Raw genomic sequence first — 18,180 nt, forward strand, 5'->3', positions numbered from 1 at the left:
TCAAACCTCGATAGTCTTGGGCCGCCGCGCGTCGAACCACGTGACCACGAAGAGCCGCGTGACGAAGAGCGCGGTGAAGACGCTGGTGATGATCCCGACACCCAGCGTGACGGCGAAGCCGCGCACCGGGCCGGAGCCGATGGCGAACAGGATCACGGCGGCGATGAAGGTGGTGATGTTGGCGTCGACGATGGCCGAGAACGCCTTGTCGTAGCCCTGCTGGATGGCGCGGGCGGGGCCTTTCGCCGATTTCAGCTCTTCGCGTATTCGCTCGAAGATCAGCACGTTGGCGTCCACGGCCATGCCGACCGTCAGCACGATCCCGGCGATGCCCGGCAGGGTCAAAGTGGCGCCGAGCACCGAAAGCACTGCGAAGATCATCGAGACGTTGAGGATCAGGGCCACGTTCGCGAAGAGCCCGAAGAGCCCGTAACTCAGCGCCATGAAGACGAGCACCGCGGCGAAGGCCACCATGGTGGCGAGCCGCCCTGCTTCGATGGAGTCTGCGCCAAGCTCCGGCCCGATGGTCCGCTGTTCGAGCACCACGATCTCCGCCGGCAGCGCACCGGAGCGCAGCAGGATCGCGAGGTTGTTGGAGCTTTCGGGCGTGAACTGTCCGGTGATGATGCCTGAGCCGCCGGGAATGGCGCTCTGGATCCGCGGGGCCGAGATCACCTCGTCATCCAGCACGATGGCGAAGGGCTGGCCGATATTGGCGGCGGTGTAGTCCCCGAATATCCGCGCGCCGGTCGCGTTGAAGCGGAAGGTGACGGCAGGCCGGTTGTTCTGATCGAAGCCCGGCTGCGCGTCCACGAGCTGCTCGCCCGACACGATGGGACGACGTGTTAACACATAGAACGTGCCGGGTTCATCCACGGACGGCAGCACCATGTTGCCCCCACCCGGCCGCGCATTTTCGTCCGACGTGACGCTCACAACCTCGTGAAAGCCGAGGCGCGCGGTGGTCCCGATGATGTCGATGACCTCTTGGGCGGAGCCGACGCCGGGCACCTGAATCAGGATGCGGTCCGAGCCCTGCCGCTGGATCGTGGGCTCCCGCGTGCCGGTCTCGTCTACCCGGCGGCGCACGATCTCGACGGACTGGAGCAGCGTGCGGTTGTCGGTCGCCGCCTTCTCCTCATCGCTGAGGCGGATGCGGATGCGGTCGCTGCCCTCGGGCACGATCTCGATATCGGTCTGGCCGATGCCGGTGAGCGTGGTGATCGGCGTCGCCAGCGTGCGCAGCGCCGTGACGGCGGCATCCTGCCCCGCGGGCTCACCGATGCGGAGCAGGAGCTCGCCTTCGACCGTGTCGACGCGGCGCACGGTGCCCACCTCATCGCGGATGTCGCGCAGCACGCGCAGCGCCTCGGGGAAGATCCCCTCCATCCGCTCCTGATAGACGTCCTCGACCTGCACCTCGACCAGCAGATGCGCGCCGCCGCGCAGGTCGAGCCCGAGGTTCACCAGGCTCGATGGCAGGAACCCGGGCCAGGTCCCGCTCTCCCCCTCGGCGATGGCGTCGTTCGACGCTTCGACCTGGCTGTAGAACAGATTGGGGGCGGAAAACACCAGCGCGGCGAGGCAGAGGACCACCACGCCGAGCTTCTTCCAGAGCGGGAAGTCGAGCATTGCTCAGTCCTTCGCGGGTTCGGTTTTCGACAGCACCTGGGCGACGGTGTTCTTGACGACGCGGACCTTGACGCCCTCAGCGAGTTCCACCTCGACCTCGTTGTCCTCCTTCACCTTCACGACCTTGCCGATCAGCCCGCCCTGCGTGACGACCTGGTCGCCGCGGCGCAGCGCCTCGACCATGTTCCGGTGCTCCTTCATCCGCTTTTGCTGCGGGCGGATCAGCAGGAAGTACATGATCGCGAAGATCAGGATGATCGGCAGGAAGGAGGCAAGGCCGGAGCCGGCGCCACCGGCAGCCTGCGCGTAGGCGGGGGTCACGATCATGGGCATCCCTTATCGTTGGGGTGTCTAGGGTCGCGCGGAACGTATAGCGCCCCATGGGCGGGTGCAAGGCGGGGTGGCGGATGGTCCGATCGCGTATTTGGGGAAAGATGAAGGCCGAGGCGATTGCGCGGGCAGGCGCGATTGCGCATAAGGCGCCGGCGACGTTCAGAAACCGGAGGACACCATGCACGACATCCGCATGATCCGCGACAATCCCGACGCCTTCGATGCCGCGCTTGCGCGGCGCGGCGAGGCTGCGGTGTCCTCCGAACTGCTCGCCATCGACGCCCGGCGGCGCGCCGCGATCCAGGCGGCGGAGGCGGCGCTTCAGGAGCGCAACCGCGCCTCGAAGGAGGTCGGCGCCGCCAAGGGCCGGGGCGACGAAGCGGAATTCGAGCGCCTGCGCGCGCTTGTGGCCGAGAAGAAGGACGAGATCGCCCGGCTGGAGGAGGAGGCCAAGGCCGCGCAGGAGGAGCTCGACGACCACCTGATGCGCCTGCCCAACCTGCCCTATGACAGCGTGCCCGACGGTGCGGACGAGGCCGACAATGTCGAGCTGCGCCGCTGGGGCACGCCGCCGGAATTCGACTTCACGCCGAAGGAGCATTACGAGCTCCCCGCTGCCAAGGGCCTCGATTTCGAAACGGCGGCGAAGCTGTCCGGCGCGCGCTTCGTGGTGCTGCGCGGCGCGATGGCGCGGCTGCACCGCGCGCTCGCCCAGTTCATGATCGATGTGCACGTCAACGAGAACGGGCTGGAGGAGACGGCGACCCCCGTCCTCGTGCGCGACGAGGCGATGCTGGGCACCGACAAGCTGCCCAAGTTCGGCGACGACAGCTACCAGACCACCAATGGCTGGTGGCTGATCCCGACCTCCGAAGTGACGCTCACCTATTCGGTGGCGGGCGAGATCCTCGATGCGGCCACCCTGCCCCGCCGCATGACGGCGCACACCCTGTGCTTCCGCTCCGAGGCGGGGAGCGCGGGGCGTGACACCGCCGGAATGCTGCGTCACCACCAGTTCGAGAAGGTGGAGATGGTCTCGATCACCCACCCGGACGAGAGCGACGCGGAGCTCGAGCGCATGACCCGCTGTGCGGAGGACATCCTGGAGCGGCTCGGCCTGCCCTATAGGACGGTCGTGCTCTGCACCGGAGACATGGGCTTCGGCGCGCGGCGCACCCATGACATCGAGGTCTGGCTGCCGGGCCAGGACACCTACCGCGAGATCTCGTCCTGCTCGACCACGGGTGCCTTCCAGGCCCGGCGGATGAATGCCCGCTTCCGGCCCGAGGGTGGCGGCAAGCCCGAGTTCGTCCACACGCTCAATGGCTCCGGCCTCGCGGTGGGCCGCACGCTGATCGCGGTGCTGGAGAACGGGCAGCAGGCGGACGGCTCCGTGCTGCTGCCCCAGGCGCTGCACCCCTATCTGGGCGGCAAGACCCGGGTCACGGCGGAGGGTGTGCTGGCGTGACGACTATCCCGGCGGAAGCGCGGGCGCGGGTCGAGGCTGCGCTCGACGCCATCGCCGTTGACGACGCGGTGCGCATCCCGATCGCGATCGAAAGCGGCTCACGCGCCTGGGGTTTTCCGTCGCCCGACAGCGACTACGACGCGCGGTTCATCTACTTGCGGGCTCCGGAGCGCTATCTGCGGCTGGAGCGGGATCGCGACGTGATCGAGCGGGAGATCACTGGCGATCTCGACGTGAACGGCTGGGATCTCGGCAAGGCACTGCGGCTGATCCTGAAGTCGAACGCGGTGGTGCTGGAATGGCTGCAATCGCCGATCCGCTACCGCGACCACCCGGAGCTGCGGGCAGCACTCCTAGAGTTCGCAGAGCGCGCGCTCGATCGGCGGGCACTGACATGGCACTACCTGCGCCTCGCCGACGGAGCGCGGAAGGCCGCGGGCGATGGGCAAGAGGTGAAACTGAAGAAACTGTTCTACGCGCTGCGCCCGGCCCTGGCTCTCACTTGGCTGGAGCAGCGCACCGACCCGCCGCCGATGCAGATCGGCGCACTGATGTCCGGGCTGGAGCTGCCACAGGGGCTTCAGGATGAAACCGACGCACTCATAGCGCGCAAGGCCCGGACACGGGAACTCGGCACTGCGCCGGCGCCGCAAACCATCGTGGCTTTCGTCCGTGACGCGTTGGAGCAGGCGGCAGCGAGGACCTCCGAACCCCGGGATCGAACCCAACCAGACCTGCGAGAAGAGGCGGAGGACATCTTTCGCCACTGGGTCTACGCCGTCTGAACTGTGGCGCCATCGGCATCTGCGCCACTTTCCAGCTTGTTCCAAATATCCTCGCCGAAGGCCTTCGCCAGAGGCGAAGTCGGCAGCGCGAAACGACATTCGGAGGCACCACGGCATGATCCGGGTGGAGGAGATCCGCCGGCGGACGCAATGTCCCCGGGACAGCGTCCCGAGGAGTTTGCCATGCCGATCCGCTTCCACGCCTTGCCCACCGACGAGGTCCGTGCCGTCCAACGGGGCGGTCCCGATTTCTGGGGAGGCGCGCCAGACCGGGCCATCAGCGACGGGGACGGTGTGCCTTGTCGGCACTGCTTGAAACCGGTGCCTGCGGGGGCCGCGTACCTCACTCTCGCCTGGCGGCCCTTTCCCGAAGCGCAGCCCTATGCCGAGGTCGGGCCGATCTTCCTGTGTGCCGAGGAGTGCGAAGCGCCCGCGCCATCGGCGAAGATCCCGGCCTTCCTCACCAGTCCCGACTACCTGATCAAGGGCTACACCGCCGATCACCGGATCTGCTACGGCACGGGCGCCATCGTGCCGACCAGCAGTATTCCGGAGGCGGCGGAGCGGATCCTCGAGGACCCCGATGTCGCTTTCGTGGATGTGCGTTCGGCGCGGAACAACTGCTTCCATGTGCGCATCACACGTCCGTAAGGAGGTGTTGGCCCAGGGCCGCCGGGGCGATATCTCGGATTGGGCAACAAAGCGGCGGTTCCCCATGCGTTACCTCGTCCTCGGCCTCGCCATCGTCTTTGCGCTGGTGCCGTTTCTCACCCCGTTCGACGGCTTCGACCCCGAGGCGTTTCCGGTCCCGCAGGAGGATCCGCCGATCCAGCCTGCGGGCTGGGCCTTCGCGATCTGGGGACCGATCTACCTCGCCCTCATCGCCCACGGCGCGCGGCAGGTGCTGCGCCCAAAGCTTGAGGACCGGACGATCCGGCCGCCGCTGATCCTGTCGCTCGGCGTAGGCTCCGTCTGGCTGCCGATTGCGCAGGTGAGCCCGGTCTGGGCGACGATCCTCATCACGCTGATGCTGGGCGGCGCGCTCTCCGCTCTTCTCGTCGGGCGGGCGGCGCGGGATCCGTGGCTCACCGACCTGCCACTGGGGCTCTATGCGGGCTGGCTGAGTGCGGCGACGGGCGTGTCGCTCGCACTCCTCTGCGCAGGCTACGGCTTCGTCTTCGACGCGTCGGGCTGGGGCTACGTGTTCCTGGTCATCGTCATCGGGCTCGCCGCGATGTACCAGCTCGGCCTCGGCTTCGTGCCGGGCTATGCCACGGCGGTGGCCTGGGCGCTGCTGGGGGTGATCGCGACCAACATGGATGGCAGCCGCGGCATGGTCGCGCTCGCCACCCTGGGCATCGTGCTGATCGCCGGTGTCCTTATCGCCACGCGGGGGCGCAAAACCGCCTGAGATGCTGGACCGTTCCGGGCGCCCTCTTTAGTGCTGGGGCTAGGCAAGACGGCGGAGATCTCGACCCATGCGCATCCTCATCACCAATGACGACGGCATCACCGCCCCGGGCCTGAAGGTGGCCGAAGCCATTGCGGAGGAGATCGCGGGACCCGACGGCGAGGTCTGGGTCGTCGCCCCCGCCTTCGAGCAGTCCGGCGTCGGCCACTGCATCAGCTACATCCGCCCCATGCGTCTGGAAAGACACGGAGAACGCCGTTTCGCCGTGGAGGGCTCCCCGGCCGATTGCGTCATGGCGGGCCTCTTCGAGGTGATGAAGGACAATCCGCCGGATCTCGTCCTGTCGGGCGTGAACCGGGGGCATAACGTGGCCGAGGACACGCTCTATTCCGGCACGATCGGCGGCGCGATGGAGGCGGCGATCCACCAGGTGCGCGCCATCGCGATGTCGCAGTACTACAGCGCGGAGACCTGGCAGGCCGAGGACGGGTTCGCCACCGCCCGTGCCCATGGCGCGCGCATCGTCCGCCAGCTCTACGACAAGGCCCGGTGGGAGGTCGAAGGGCGCTACGGCGTCTTCTACAACGTGAACTTCCCCGCTCTTCTAGATCCGGCGGAGGTCAAGGGCACCGTCGCCACGCGGCAGGGCGAGCGCGGCGGCTCGCCCTTCGGGCTGGAGCCGCAGACGGCCCCGAACGGCCGCCGCTACCTCTGGATCAAGCACGGTATGGGCAACGCCACCTGCGCGCCCGGCACGGACGCGCGCGAGGCCCTCGAAGGCAGCATCACGGTCACGCCACTGCGCGCGGACCTGACGGCACGCGATCTCGTCGACGGGCTGGACGAGCTGCTGGCATGACGCCCGAGGAGGAACGCGAGGCCCGCATGGCCTTCGTCATGTCGCTGCGCCGGAACGGCGTGCGCGACCGCGCGGTGCTCGACGCGATCGAGGCGGTGCCGCGCGAGGCGTTCCTCGACGGGATCTTCAAGGCGCGCGCGCTGGAGGACATCCCCCTCCCGATCTCCTGCGGACAGACGATCAGCCAGCCCTCGGTGGTCGGGCTGATGACCCAGGCCTTGGACCTGAACCCACGCTGCAAGGTGCTGGAGGTGGGCGCGGGCTCCGGCTACCAGGCGGCGGTGCTCGCGAAGCTCGCGCGGCGGGTCTACACCATCGAGCGGCACCGCCCGCTGTCGCGGCAGGCGCGGGCGGCTCTCGCGGCGATCGGGGCCGACAACGTGACCGTCATCACCGGCGACGGCACCTCCGGCCTGCCCGAACAATCCCCCTTCGACCGCATCATCGTTACCGCCGCGGCCGAGGACCCGCCGCAGGTTCTGATCGACCAATTGCGCGTCGGTGGCGTCATCGTGATCCCGGTGGGCCAGTCGGACACCGTCCAGCATCTCATAAAAGGGGTGAAGACCGAGGACGGTATGGAGTATACTGAACTGGGCGACGTGCGTTTTGTTCCGCTTCTCGAAGGCGTGGCGGACGATCTGGCGGACGGATAGACCCGAAAACTTTGAGGCAAGACAGTCGACCCGCAAAGGGTCCGAGCAAACAGGAAAGTTCCACGCGATGACGCGCATCCGCATGATCCCGCATACCCGCTCCGGGCTGCTTATGCTCGGCAGCGCCCTCCTCCTCGCCGCCTGCACCGAAACCGGCGACGGCACCGTCGCTCCGGTCGTGTTCCGCGGCTCCGACCCCGCGCCGGGCGTGACGAGTGCCGCCCCGGTGGTCGCCAGCGCCGGCACCGTCGACGGGCGCGGCATCATCGACCGCGGCAGCTACCAGACGATCCAGGTGGTCGAGGGCGACAGCGTGGCGACCGTCGCGCAGCGCGCCGGTCTGCCTGAAGGCGAGCTCGCCGCCTACAATGGCCTGCCCGCCGGCTACAACCCCGTCGCGGGCGAGGAGCTGGTGCTGCCGCCGCGCGCCGACCGCTACGCAAGCGTCGCGGCCGGAACGCCGAGCAGCGCGGACGGGTGGAGCCTCGACCTCGCCCAGGCCGCCATCGACCGGGCCGGACAGGCGCCGGTCCAGCAGGACGTGCTCGCGCCCACCGCGGGTGTCGAGCCCCTGCCTGCCGCCGCCCCCGCAGCGACCGGCGCAGTGGCGAGCAATGCGGTCCGCCACTCGGTCGCCCCGGGCGAGACGCTCTATTCCATCGCGCGTTCCTACAACACGCCGGTCACGGCACTCGCCGACTGGAACAGCCTCGGCGCCGACTTCGCGCTGAGCCCCGGTCAAGTGATCGAGATCCCGCCCGCGGGCGCCACCGGCACGGTCGTGGCGAGCGTGCCGCCCGTCGCCCTGCCGCAATCGACGACGCCGGTGGGCGCGGACACACCGCTGCCGGGCTCCGGCGCGGGCGCACTGACGCCGCCGCCCTCGTCCGCCGAGCCGCTGCCCGACGACATCACCCTCGCCGTGGAGCGGCCCGCGAGCCCCAATCTCGACCAGTATCGTTCGGGCGCGGGTACCGAGGTCGCGACGGCGACCGAGGCGGCACCGGTGACCTCATCACCTGCGCCTGCTGCACCGGCCACCGCTGCTCCGGTCGCAGCCGCACCCGCGGCGACGGCCCCGGTGGAAACCGAGGTCGCGTCCCTGCCGCCCGGAACGGCGACGGATGCCGAATCCGCCCCGGCACCGGTCGCCTCCAACGCGGTCTTCGTGCCGCCGGTCGACGGGCCCGTCCTGCGCGGCTACGCCCCCACGGGCGGTGCGAACCGCAACGAGGGCATCGACTTCGCCGCCGCCGCCGGTACGTCGGTGCGTGCGGCCGGTGATGGCGAGGTGGTGCTGGTCTCCCGCTCCGTCGGCGATCTCGACACCATCGTGATGGTCCGCCACCCCAACAACCTCGTGACAGTCTATGGCCGCATCACCGGGGTGACGGTGGCGCGCGGCGACAGCGTCTCGCGCGGGCAGAGCATCGGGGTCGTCGCCGACCGGAGCGAGCCCTCGGTCCAGTTCCAGGTCCGCCGTGGCATGCAGCACACGAACCCCGCCGAATACCTTTGAACCCGCCTCGCCCACGCGCCATCCTGTTCGACGTGGGCGAGACACTGGTGGATGAGACCACCTGTTGGAGCTGCTGGGCCGACGCGATGCGCGTCCCGCGGCTCACTTTCTTCACGGTGCCCGGCGCCCTGATCGCGCAAGGCCGGTCGCACCGCGCAGTCTTCTCCCATTTCGACCCCGACTTCGATCCGGCGCGGGAGGACGCGGGCGAGCCCTACGAGATCCCGGCCACTAGCCTCTACCCCGACGCCCTGCCCTGCATCGCCGCATTGCGGGCGCAGGGCCTCTTCGTCGGGATCGCGGGAAACCAGCCGAAGGGCTCCGAGGCCGCGCTCGCCCGCGTTGGGATCGAGGCCGATGGCCTCGGCTCTTCCCATACCTGGGGAGTCTCGAAACCCGACACGCGCTTCTTCGACCGGATCGTGGCGGAAAGCGGCTTCGCCCCGGCGGAGGTGGTCCATGTCGGCGACCGCTACGACAACGACGTCGCCCCGGCCAGGGCGGCGGGCCTGCGCGCCATCTGGCTGCACCGCGGCCCCTGGGCCCACCTTCGCACCGCACCAGCCCACGTTGAACGTATCGACAGCCTCACAGAGCTCCCGACGCGACTCGCCTGATCCTTCATCTTTCCGGCCAATACGCCCGCCGGAGGCGGTCCTGCCCTCTCACCCCTCCTGCGGCATGAGAAAGTGCACCGACGCCTCGGCGAAGAGCTTGGAGCGGTCGTCCTGCCAGGCCTCGGCTCGAACCGAGGCATAGCGCCGCCCGGCGCGCGTGATCGTGGCGCGGGCATAGGCGTCGCGCGGCAGGCCGGAGCGGAGGTAGTCCACGGTGATGTCGATCACCTTGGGCCAGCCGGGGAAGTCTCCGGCCTCGATCCGTTCGGCAGCCACGCCGCCGGATTCCATCCGCTCCCAGACCTGCGACCACATCAGTTCCATCAATGCCGCTGACTCAAGAAACGCCCCGATCGCCCCACCGTGGAGCGCGGGCAGCATCGGGTTGCCGATCAGGTGATCGGAATAGGAGAGCACAGCGGTCAGCTCGTTCCCCCGCCGCTCGAAGGAGATGCCCATGAACTCCATGTAGGGCACCGAGCCCGTCAGCCGCTCCAGGGCCGCATCCCGGCGCGACTTCACCACCTGGACCGGCTCGGGCCGGGGCCGCGCGCTCATGCCGTCTCTCCGATCTTGGTGCCGCGCCCCTCGACGGTGAAGGCCCCGTTGGCCTGCGCCACCGGATTGTCGGGATCGCCGTCATGGGCGATGGCGCGCACGAAGGCGACATTGCGGGTGATACGGTAGCATTCGGCGCGCGCGGTCACCGGCTGCTCCGGCGTTGCCGCGCGCATGTAATCGATGCGCAGGTCGATGGTCGCGGTGCCGCCCGGCGCCTTGGGATGGGTCATTACCGCCGTCCCGCAGCACCCGTCCAGAAGCGTCGTGATCACCCCGCCATGCATCACGCCGGTCGCCGGATCGCCCACCAGCTTCCGGTCGTAAGGCACGGACATCACGGCCAAACCGTCTCCGATCTCGTGCACGTGCATGCCGAGTGCGGCGGAGTGCGGGATCACCGCCGTCATCCTCCGCGCCATCTCCAGCCGGGGATCGTCGGTCTGCCTGTCGCTCATCGGGGCCTCGCTGCATTCGGTCGCCGCACCATATAGGCTGCCCCGCCGCACCGCGTCGAGGCCATCAACCTTCCCCTACGAAAGCCTTGCAACCCTTGATTTTCACAGATGCACTACGACAATAGACGTAACGTCACCAAGAACGAAAAAACGGGGAGCGCACCGAATGAGTGAGCAAAAACAGACTCTTCAGGAGATGTGCGAGGAATTCGAGGTGACACCGCGCACGCTGCGCTACTACGAATACATCGAACTTCTCTCGCCCGAGCGCGAAGGGCGCAAGCGTCTCTACGGTCCGCGGGAACGCGCCCGGCTCACCCTGATCCTGCGCGGTCGTCGCTTCGGCTTCAGCCTCGAGGAGATCCGTCAGTGGCTGGAACTCTACGAGCTGGAGGACAACCAGACCACGCAATATCGCGAGTGGATCGACCTCTCGACCCGTCAGATCACCGAGCTGGAAAGCCGGAAAAAGGAGCTGGATGAGGCGATTACCGAGCTCAAGCGCCTGCGCAGCGTGGCCGAGGACGCGCTCGCCGAGCAGCAGCAGGCCGGCTAGCGCTCACCGCGCCGTTCGGCGGCCTTGCGCGCGCGCCGCGCATCCTGCCTCGCATTCCGTTTCGCACTGTAGCCGGGCACCCTGTGCCCCTCGATGCTGCCCGCCAGATGGGTGGCGATCGCCTCGATACTGTCGAAGGGCGCGCGGTCGCGCAGCATCCGCTCCACCACGCGCCGCCCCAGAAGCTGATCGGGCCGGTGCACGCTGTTCCGGTGGTAGTGCAGGATGTTGGTCCCGAAGGGCACCCGCGCCTGCTTGCGAACGAGCGACATGTTCCACGAACCGTCGAGCGGCGCGATCTGCTCCGGCTCCATCAGCCCCGCCAGCGTTCCGAGCGCGATCTGGTCGAGCCAGGGCCGCTTATTCCGCACGTAGGGCGCGTGGTCGAGCCGCTGAGCGATGTCGAGCCACGCTTCGGCGAAGGGCATGTCCCCGCCGGGTCCGTACCGCGCACCATTGCGATAGAGGACGACGCCGCCGTTGAAATGGGGGAAGCCGCCGTGCCGCGCCAGCACATCCTCCCCGCGCGCCCCGACCGCGCGGTAGGCGTCGTGCCAGCGGTTCTGCCGGTTCGCCCCCCACATGCCGAAGCTGCTCGGCAGCGCCGCCAGCAGCGCCTCGCCCGCCGCGGCCACCGGATCGCAGCGGCGCAGCACCATCGTGTCGGTGTCGAGGAACAGCGTCCAGTCCGAGGGGCGCGGCGTGAGGCAGGCGAGGATCTTGTTGCCATGCCGGTAGGGCGTCGCGAAGCCGGCGCGCTTGCGCCGGAAGGTGGCGACCTCGACGCCGTTGCGCTCATGAAAATCGAGCACGTCGCGGCTGACGTTGTCGATGGCGCGCGCCGGAACGTGGGCGCTGATCTCGATCAGTCCGGGCGGGAAGTGGTGCAGGAGGGAGCTCACGAGAAAGACGGACTGCCACTCGAACTTGCCCACATCGATGACGAAGACGACGGAGAGCGCCCCGGGCTTCGGCATCGCGCGCCTGTGCGCGGTCGCGCGGTTCCAGATGTCTGCGAGGGCGTAGATGGCGGCTCTCCGGCTTCGGTGCGCCCGGTCTAATCGCTCTCGCAGGCGGAGAGAAGCCCGCTCAGGCGGGGCGGAAGCGATAGTCCTCGCCAGTCAGGGCGCGGGCGGCGGCGGACACCGCCTCAGGATCGCCGCTGGTCAGGCAGGTGAGGGCTGCGCCATGGCCTGCGCGCTGAGGATGGCGCTGCAGGTAATCGGCGAGGCTCGCGGCCACGAGGTCGGGCTGGGAGAGGATCTCGACCCCCTCCGGCAAGCCGGCGGCAAAGGCGTCGCGGACCAGCGGATAGTGGGTGCAGCCCAGGAAGGCGCGCTCGGGGCAGGCCCCGGCGGCCTGCTGCGCGAAGCCGCGGGCGAGCTCCCGCGCGTCGGCGTGCCGCGCCTCCTCCAGTGCATCGACGAGGCCGGGGCACGCGACCTGCGTAACCTCGACGCCGCGCGCGCGGAAGGCGAGCTCGCGCGGAAACGCTCCGCTCGCTACCGTCGCGGGCGTGGCGAAGACCGCGATGCGCAGGCCCGCGAGATCGACCGGCGGGCCGTCCGCCGCCCAGGGCCGCCCGGTCAGCGCCTCGATGACCGGGACGAAGACACCGAGGACCCGCTTTTCGGGATGCTCTCGCGCCAGCCAACCCTCCTGCAGGCCGCGCAACGCGACGGCGGCCGCCGTGTTGCAGGCGAGGATGACGAGTTCGCAGCCTTCCGCGAACAGCCGCTCCACGCTGGCCTGCGTCAGCGCCGAGATCTCCGCCGGGCTGCGCACGCCATAGGGCGCGTTGGCGTGATCGCCGAGATAGACGAAGGGCCGGTCGGGCAGGCGCGCGCGCAGGGCGGCAAGCGTCGTCAGGCCGCCATGGCCGCTGTCGAAGACACCGATCGGTCCGCTCATGAGGTCTCCAGTCCCAGGGCCGCGTGGCTCTCGGCCAAGGCCGCGCGCAGCCACGCCGCGAAGGCCGCGCATTTCGGGGGCAACCGCGGCTCGCCCGCCCGCGTCACCATCCAGTAGGAGGCGCCGGTGTCGAGCACGCCGGGCCGCGCGATCACAAGCTGGCCGCGCGCGATAGCATCCCCCGCCAGCGTCGGCCAGGCGAGGAACACCCCCTGCCCCGCGATCGCCGCATCGAGGCAGAGCGCCCCATCGGAATAGACCGGGCCGGGCGGACCGGCGGGCTCCGCATTGCCCGACGCCTGCCGCCACGCGGCCCACCAGTCCGGGCCGTTGCGGTCGACCAGCATCGGGATCTCGGCGAGCGGCCGCTCCGCCAGCGCCGGGCTGCAGACCGGGAAGACGTATTGCCGGGCGAGCCGCTCCGCCCGCACGCCGCGCCACGGGCCTCGCCCCACCCGGATCGCGAGATCGGTGTCGGAGCGGTCGAGATCGACCATCTCCACCGCCGCATCGATCCTCAGCGAGAGCTCGGGATGCGCCGCCGCGAAGTCCTGCACCCGCCAGACCAGCCATTTCGAGGCGAAGATCGGCGCGACGGAGACGGTGAGCGTCCCCTGCCCCGCCTGCCGCGCGCGCCGGACCGCGGCGGCGAGCAAGCCGAAGCCGCGGCCAAGCTCGTCGGCCACCTCGGCCCCCAGCGGCGTCGGGACAAGGTGGCCCGCACCGCGATCGAAGAGCGTGCAGCCGAGCTGCGCCTCCGCCCGCCGCACATGCTGGCTGACCGCACCGGGGGTCACGCCCAGCAGGGCCGCGGCACCGGCCAGCGAGCCCTCCCGCGCCACGGCCTCCACCGCGCGCAGGCCGTTCAGGTGGATGCGACTGAGCTCGTTCATGCAGTTTTTCTAAACCTGCGGCCAATCCTTCTCCAGTGAAAACTCCTCCTAGAAACGGTAGAGGCTGAGAAAATCTGAAAGGACAGCTCATGTGGCGCACCCTTCTCGCCGCGCTCCGCAGGCCACCGGCCCCCGCACCCGACCCGTTCGACCATCCCGAGATCCGGCGTATGACACAGCACGAACGCGACGACCTGCCATCACCGCTTCGTGAGGCGCTGCGCCGCCGCTGAAACTCCCGCACCGTCGGCTTCGTGGCTGAGATCGCGCCGGGCACGGACCCGGGGCCTGATCGAAAGGGAGATGTCATGAGACCCGCAATCCTTCTTGCAAGCCTGCTCGCCGCCGCGCCGCTCTTCGCCGCGGGGCACACCACGCTGGGCGTCAGCGCCATGGACCAGGACGTGTCGGGCGGCACCGTCGTCGCGGACAGCGTCGTGGCCCCGGCCAATGGCTGGATGGTCGTGCACCGCACGGACGCGGACCGCACGCCCGGCCCCGTGGTCGGCCACGCGCCCCTGCGCGCGGGCGCAAATGCCGAGGTGACCGCGATCCTGACCGAAGATGTCACCCCCGGCGACATGCTGATGTTGATGATCCACGGCGAGGACGGCGGGACGCAGACCGGCATCTTCGAATACACCCTCGGCGCGCCGGAGGACGGGCCCTACCGCCTCGACGGCGATCTGGTGATGACGGTCATCACCGCGCAGTGAGGCGATCCGGTGCGCGCGTCCCCCCTTCCCGCGCACCGGGGCGGATGGCAGCCCCGCCATCCGCCGCCTCTCGTTCCGTGACGTTGCGTGAAGCTTTACGTGAACGTCAACTTGACGGTTGAAACCCCCTCGGCGCATTGGCACGTTCCCGCCAAGACCTGAAAAGGGGTAACCGATGAGCGAGACCTTCAGCACGATCGGCCAGATGTGCGCCGAGTTCGATGTCACCCCGCGCACCCTGCGCTTCTACGAATCCAAGGAACTGCTCTTTCCCGTGCGCGACGGCTCGCGCCGGCTCTTCACCCGCCGCGACCGCGCGCGGTTGAAGCTGATCCTGCAGGGCAAGCGCTTCGGCTTCAGCCTGGAGGAGATCCGGCAGCTCCTCGACCTCTACGACATCGGCGACCAGCAGCGCACCCAGCTTGCCCGCACCTACGAGGTCGCGATGGAGCGGCTGAGCGCGATGAAGGCCCAGCGCGACGAACTGACGGCGGCCATCGGCGAGCTCGAAGAGCAGATGGAAACCGCCCGCGACATCCTGCGCGCCCGCGGTGTCGCCGTGGCCGCGTAACAATCAAGAATGACGGCTCCGCGCCGCACCTAGTCCTACGGAGAGAGACATGCCCTTCTACGAGCCCACGACCAAAGACCTCGACTTCGTTCTCCACGATGTCCTGAAGGTGAACGAGCAGGACATCCCCGGCTTCGACGAGATGGACCGCGACTTCACCGGTGCGGTGCTCGAAGAGGCCGGCAAGATCGCGCGCGACGTGCTCGCCCCGCTCAACAGGGTGGGCGACGAGCAGGGCTGCAAGCTGGAAAACGGCGTGGTGCGCGTGCCGGAGGGCTTCGAGGATGCGGTGAACGTGTTGCGCGACGGCGGCTGGACCGGCTTCGACTGCGATCCGGAATATGGCGGCCAGGGCATGCCCTACACGCTGTCGGTCGCGGTGGGTGAAATGCACTCCTCGGCCAACATGGCGCTGATGATGTATCCGGGCCTGACCCACGGCGCCTATGCCGCGATCCACGCCCACGGCTCGGACGAGCAGAAGGCGACCTATCTGCCGAACCTCGTGAGCTTCAAGTGGGGCGGCACCATGAACCTGACGGAGCCGCAGTGCGGCACCGATCTGGGCCTGATCCGCACCAAGGCGGAACCGCAGGACGACGGCACCTACAAGATCACCGGTCAGAAGATCTGGATCTCCGCCGGTGAGCACGAGATGGCCGAGAACATCATCCACCTCGTCCTCGCCAAGATCCCCGGCGGTCCCGAGGGCGTAAAGGGCATCTCCCTCTTCATCGTGCCGAAGTTCATGGTGAAGGAAGACGGCTCCCTCGGTGAGCGCAACGCGGTGTCCTGCGGCGGCCTCGAGGAGAAGATGGGCATCCACGGCAACGCCACCTGCGTGATGAACTACGACGGCGCCACCGGCTTCCTGATCGGAGAGCAGCACAAGGGCTTGCGCGCCATGTTCACGATGATGAACGAAGCGCGCCTCGGGGTGGGCATGCAGGGTCTCGGCCAGGCCTCGGTCGCCTACCAGAATGCCCTCGCCTTCGCGAAGGACCGCATTCAGGGCCGCGCCGTGACCGGCACCAAGGAGCCGGAGAAGGCCGCCGACAGCATCATCCACTACCCGGACGTGCGCCGGATGCTGATGGACCAGAAGAGCTTCGTCGAGGGCGGCCGTGCGTTCATGCTCTGGGCCGCGACGATGATCGACCGCTCGCACCGCAACGACGACGCGGATGCCGAAGGTCTGGTCTCGCTCCTCATCCCGGTCGTGAAGTCCTTCCTGACGGAGAAGGGTCTGGATGCGGCGATCTCCGCCCAGCAGGTCTATGGCGGCTCCGGCTTCACCAAGGAGTGGGGTGCGGAGCAGTTCGTCCGCGACTGCCGCATCGCCCTGATCTACGAGGGCACGAACGGCATCCAGGCGCTCGATCTGGTGGGCCGCAAGCTCGCCTCCGACAACGGCAAGCACGTCATGGCCTTCTTCGAGCTGGTGAAGTCCTTCATCAAGGAGAACGGCGACGACGAGCGGATGACCGAGTTCCTCGAGCCGCTGAAGGCCGCATCGAAGGACCTGCAGGCCGCGGGCATGTGGTTCATGCAGAACGGCATGAAGAACCCCGACGACGCGCTGTCCGGCGCGCAGGACTTCCTCAACATGTTCGGCCATGTCTGCCTCGGCCTGATGTGGGCCCGGATCGCGAAGGCGTCCTACGCCGCACTCGACGCGGGCACCGGCGACAAGGAGTTCTATGAGAGCAAGCTGGTTACGGGCCGTTATTACATGACCCGCAAACTGCCGGAGACGGGCCTGCTGCTGACCCGCGTCCAGGCGGGTGGCGAGACCATCATGGCGCTCGAAGCCGCCAATTTCTGAGGCCCCGGGCCTCACGCATATCGCCCCCTCCCCCTCGCGGGGGGAGGGTTGGGGAGGGGGCAGTCCCCCACACTTCGCGGGGCACCTCCCCGCACACCAAAGGCCCGCCAGAGGCCGCACCAAAGGGAGCCCGACGATGACCTTCCAGAACCTCAAGTCCGACTGGATGACCGACGAGCACGTGATGCTCGAGGACATGACGCGGGAGTTCATCGCCGAGAAATGGGCCCCCCGCATGGAAAAGTGGCGCCATGACGGGATCATGGAGCGGGAGACCTGGCTGGAGGCCGGCGAGGTCGGGCTGCTCGGCTCCTCCATCCCCGAGGAATTCGGCGGCTCGGGCGGCGACTTCTCCCACGACGCGGTGATCCTGATGGAGGGCTCCCGCGCAAACCTCGCGAGCTGGGGCTACGGCATCCACACGCCCATCGTCGCGCACTACATCATCGCCTACGGCACCGACGAGCAGAAGGCGCGCTGGCTGCCCAAGATGGTGACGGGCGAGCTGGTCGGCGCGCTGGCGATGACCGAGCCCTCCACCGGCTCGGACGTCCAGTCGATCAAGACGCGCGCGGTGAAATCCGGCAACGCCTACCGCATGACCGGCTCCAAGATCTTCATCACCAACGGCCAGCACGCCAACCTGATCCTGGTCGCGGCCAAGACCGATCCGAGCCAGGGGGCGAAGGGCATCTCGCTCATGGCGCTGGAAACGGACAACGCGGAGGGTTTCCGCCGCGGCCGCAACCTCGACAAGGTCGGGTTGAAGGCCGCCGACACCTCCGAACTCTTCTTCGACGAGGTGGAGATCGCGCCGGAAAACCTGCTCGGCGGGGTGGAGAACCAGGGCTTCTACCAGATGATGCAGCAGCTCCCGCAGGAGCGGCTGGTGATCGGCACCGGCGCCGTGGGTGCCATGGAAGGTGCCGTGCGCCGCACCATCGACTACTGCAATGAGCGGGAGGCCTTCGGCGGCAACCTCCTCCAATTCCAGAACACGCGCTTCAAGCTGTCGGAGTGCAAGACGAACACGGTCGCCGCCCGCGCCTTCAACGACGCCTGCATCGCGGCCCATGTCCGCGGCGAGCTCAGCGTCGAGACGGCGGCGATGAACAAGTACTGGCTCGCCGACATGCAGAACAAGGTGATCGACGAGTGCCTGCAACTCTTCGGCGGATACGGCTACATGATGGAGTATCCCATCGCCGAGATGTGGGCCGACGCGCGGGTGCAGAAGATCTACGGCGGCACCAACGAGATCATGAAGGAGATCATCGGGCGGGGACTTTGAGCGTGGCGTGAACGCGGGCGGTCCCGGCGCATTGGCCGGGACGGATCCGCGCGAGGAACCGCCCCGGACCTGATCCGGGGCCGTCTGGAAAGGTCCCGGCGCAACGGCTGGGACGGTGGCA

The 18,180-nt window shown here is 68.6% G+C and carries 21 protein-coding genes; 14 read left to right on the forward strand and 7 right to left on the reverse strand.

From position 1 onward, the window contains the following. Positions 1 to 1,632 (reverse strand): protein translocase subunit SecD, encoded by a 1,632-nt coding sequence (gene secD / locus I0K15_RS00770; protein ID WP_196103555.1) that lies wholly within the window; start codon positions 1,630 to 1,632, stop codon positions 1 to 3. A 3-nt stretch (positions 1,633 to 1,635) separates the two neighbouring features. Continuing rightward, entirely contained in the window at positions 1,636 to 1,959 is a 324-nt protein-coding gene (yajC, locus tag I0K15_RS00775) for a preprotein translocase subunit YajC (RefSeq protein WP_196103556.1), read from the reverse strand. Between the two features lie 184 nt (positions 1,960 to 2,143). Here yajC and serS point away from each other — a divergent pair, with 184 nt between their 5' ends. From serS to I0K15_RS00815, 8 genes are all read left to right on the forward strand, one after another. Beyond that, a complete protein-coding gene (gene serS / locus I0K15_RS00780; RefSeq protein ID WP_196103557.1) occupies positions 2,144 to 3,433 on the forward strand; it encodes a serine--tRNA ligase in 1,290 nt (429 codons plus the stop codon). Continuing rightward, positions 3,430 to 4,218, forward strand: a complete 789-nt coding sequence (locus tag I0K15_RS00785; protein WP_196103558.1) for a nucleotidyltransferase domain-containing protein — start codon at positions 3,430 to 3,432, stop codon at positions 4,216 to 4,218. Before serS ends, I0K15_RS00785 begins: the two co-directional genes overlap by 4 nt. A gap of 183 nt (positions 4,219 to 4,401) precedes the next feature. Next, on the forward strand, positions 4,402 to 4,869 hold the full coding sequence (locus tag I0K15_RS00790) for a DUF1203 domain-containing protein (RefSeq protein WP_196103559.1): 468 nt from the start codon (positions 4,402 to 4,404) through the stop codon (positions 4,867 to 4,869). A 64-nt stretch (positions 4,870 to 4,933) separates the two neighbouring features. Further along, complete coding sequence (locus tag I0K15_RS00795; RefSeq protein ID WP_196103560.1) at positions 4,934 to 5,629, forward strand: hypothetical protein; 696 nt, start codon at positions 4,934 to 4,936, stop codon at positions 5,627 to 5,629. A 67-nt stretch (positions 5,630 to 5,696) separates the two neighbouring features. Next, positions 5,697 to 6,488: a 5'/3'-nucleotidase SurE gene (surE, locus tag I0K15_RS00800; RefSeq protein ID WP_196103561.1), complete on the forward strand. Its 792-nt coding sequence runs from the start codon at positions 5,697 to 5,699 to the stop codon at positions 6,486 to 6,488. Further along, on the forward strand, positions 6,485 to 7,144 hold the full coding sequence (locus tag I0K15_RS00805) for a protein-L-isoaspartate(D-aspartate) O-methyltransferase (protein WP_196103562.1): 660 nt from the start codon (positions 6,485 to 6,487) through the stop codon (positions 7,142 to 7,144). The genes surE and I0K15_RS00805 overlap by 4 nt, the downstream gene beginning before the upstream one ends. Positions 7,145 to 7,211: 67 nt before the next feature. Further along, positions 7,212 to 8,663: a M23 family metallopeptidase gene (locus I0K15_RS00810; protein WP_196103563.1), complete on the forward strand. Its 1,452-nt coding sequence runs from the start codon at positions 7,212 to 7,214 to the stop codon at positions 8,661 to 8,663. After that, a complete protein-coding gene (locus tag I0K15_RS00815; RefSeq protein WP_196103564.1) occupies positions 8,660 to 9,280 on the forward strand; it encodes an HAD family hydrolase in 621 nt (206 codons plus the stop codon). The genes I0K15_RS00810 and I0K15_RS00815 overlap by 4 nt, the downstream gene beginning before the upstream one ends. A gap of 48 nt (positions 9,281 to 9,328) precedes the next feature. Here the strand turns inward: I0K15_RS00815 and I0K15_RS00820 are convergent, their stop codons facing one another. Both I0K15_RS00820 and I0K15_RS00825 read right to left on the reverse strand, forming a co-directional pair. Then, positions 9,329 to 9,838 (reverse strand): PaaI family thioesterase, encoded by a 510-nt coding sequence (locus I0K15_RS00820; RefSeq protein ID WP_196103565.1) that lies wholly within the window; start codon positions 9,836 to 9,838, stop codon positions 9,329 to 9,331. Beyond that, positions 9,835 to 10,296, reverse strand: a complete 462-nt coding sequence (locus I0K15_RS00825) for a PaaI family thioesterase (protein WP_196103566.1) — start codon at positions 10,294 to 10,296, stop codon at positions 9,835 to 9,837. The genes I0K15_RS00820 and I0K15_RS00825 overlap by 4 nt, the downstream gene beginning before the upstream one ends. A 166-nt stretch (positions 10,297 to 10,462) precedes the next feature. Here I0K15_RS00825 and I0K15_RS00830 point away from each other — a divergent pair, with 166 nt between their 5' ends. Continuing rightward, positions 10,463 to 10,852: a MerR family transcriptional regulator gene (locus tag I0K15_RS00830; protein WP_196103567.1), complete on the forward strand. Its 390-nt coding sequence runs from the start codon at positions 10,463 to 10,465 to the stop codon at positions 10,850 to 10,852. On the opposite strand, the gene I0K15_RS00835 is transcribed toward I0K15_RS00830, so the two are convergent. The 3 genes from I0K15_RS00835 to I0K15_RS00845 all read right to left on the reverse strand — a co-directional run bounded on the left by I0K15_RS00835 (position 10,849) and on the right by I0K15_RS00845 (position 13,656). Further along, positions 10,849 to 11,829 (reverse strand): hypothetical protein, encoded by a 981-nt coding sequence (locus tag I0K15_RS00835; protein WP_196103568.1) that lies wholly within the window; start codon positions 11,827 to 11,829, stop codon positions 10,849 to 10,851. The two genes, I0K15_RS00830 and I0K15_RS00835, sit on opposite strands and share 4 nt — an antisense overlap. 112 nt (positions 11,830 to 11,941) lie before the next feature. Beyond that, entirely contained in the window at positions 11,942 to 12,763 is an 822-nt protein-coding gene (locus I0K15_RS00840; protein ID WP_196103569.1) for a glutamate racemase, read from the reverse strand. Next, positions 12,760 to 13,656, reverse strand: a complete 897-nt coding sequence (locus I0K15_RS00845) for a LysR substrate-binding domain-containing protein (RefSeq protein WP_196103570.1) — start codon at positions 13,654 to 13,656, stop codon at positions 12,760 to 12,762. The genes I0K15_RS00840 and I0K15_RS00845 overlap by 4 nt, the downstream gene beginning before the upstream one ends. Before the next feature lie 89 nt (positions 13,657 to 13,745). On the opposite strand from I0K15_RS00845, the gene I0K15_RS00850 reads away from it, so the two are divergent. From I0K15_RS00850 to I0K15_RS00870, 5 genes are all read left to right on the forward strand, one after another. Beyond that, on the forward strand, positions 13,746 to 13,889 hold the full coding sequence (locus I0K15_RS00850; protein WP_196103571.1) for a hypothetical protein: 144 nt from the start codon (positions 13,746 to 13,748) through the stop codon (positions 13,887 to 13,889). A 75-nt stretch (positions 13,890 to 13,964) separates the two neighbouring features. After that, complete coding sequence (locus I0K15_RS00855) at positions 13,965 to 14,372, forward strand: DUF7282 domain-containing protein (protein ID WP_196103572.1); 408 nt, start codon at positions 13,965 to 13,967, stop codon at positions 14,370 to 14,372. A gap of 175 nt (positions 14,373 to 14,547) precedes the next feature. Continuing rightward, complete coding sequence (locus I0K15_RS00860) at positions 14,548 to 14,943, forward strand: MerR family transcriptional regulator (protein WP_196103573.1); 396 nt, start codon at positions 14,548 to 14,550, stop codon at positions 14,941 to 14,943. Positions 14,944 to 14,992: 49 nt separating this feature from the next. Further along, positions 14,993 to 16,768 (forward strand): acyl-CoA dehydrogenase C-terminal domain-containing protein, encoded by a 1,776-nt coding sequence (locus I0K15_RS00865; RefSeq protein WP_196103574.1) that lies wholly within the window; start codon positions 14,993 to 14,995, stop codon positions 16,766 to 16,768. Positions 16,769 to 16,904: 136 nt separating this feature from the next. Continuing rightward, the gene (locus I0K15_RS00870) at positions 16,905 to 18,059 is read left to right on the forward strand and encodes an acyl-CoA dehydrogenase family protein (RefSeq protein WP_196103575.1); all 1,155 of its coding nucleotides are present in this window, start codon (positions 16,905 to 16,907) and stop codon (positions 18,057 to 18,059) included. The last annotated feature ends 121 nt before the right edge of the window (positions 18,060 to 18,180 follow it).

This window comes from Pontivivens ytuae (assembly GCF_015679265.1).
Lineage (GTDB): Bacteria > Pseudomonadota > Alphaproteobacteria > Rhodobacterales > Rhodobacteraceae > Pontivivens > Pontivivens ytuae.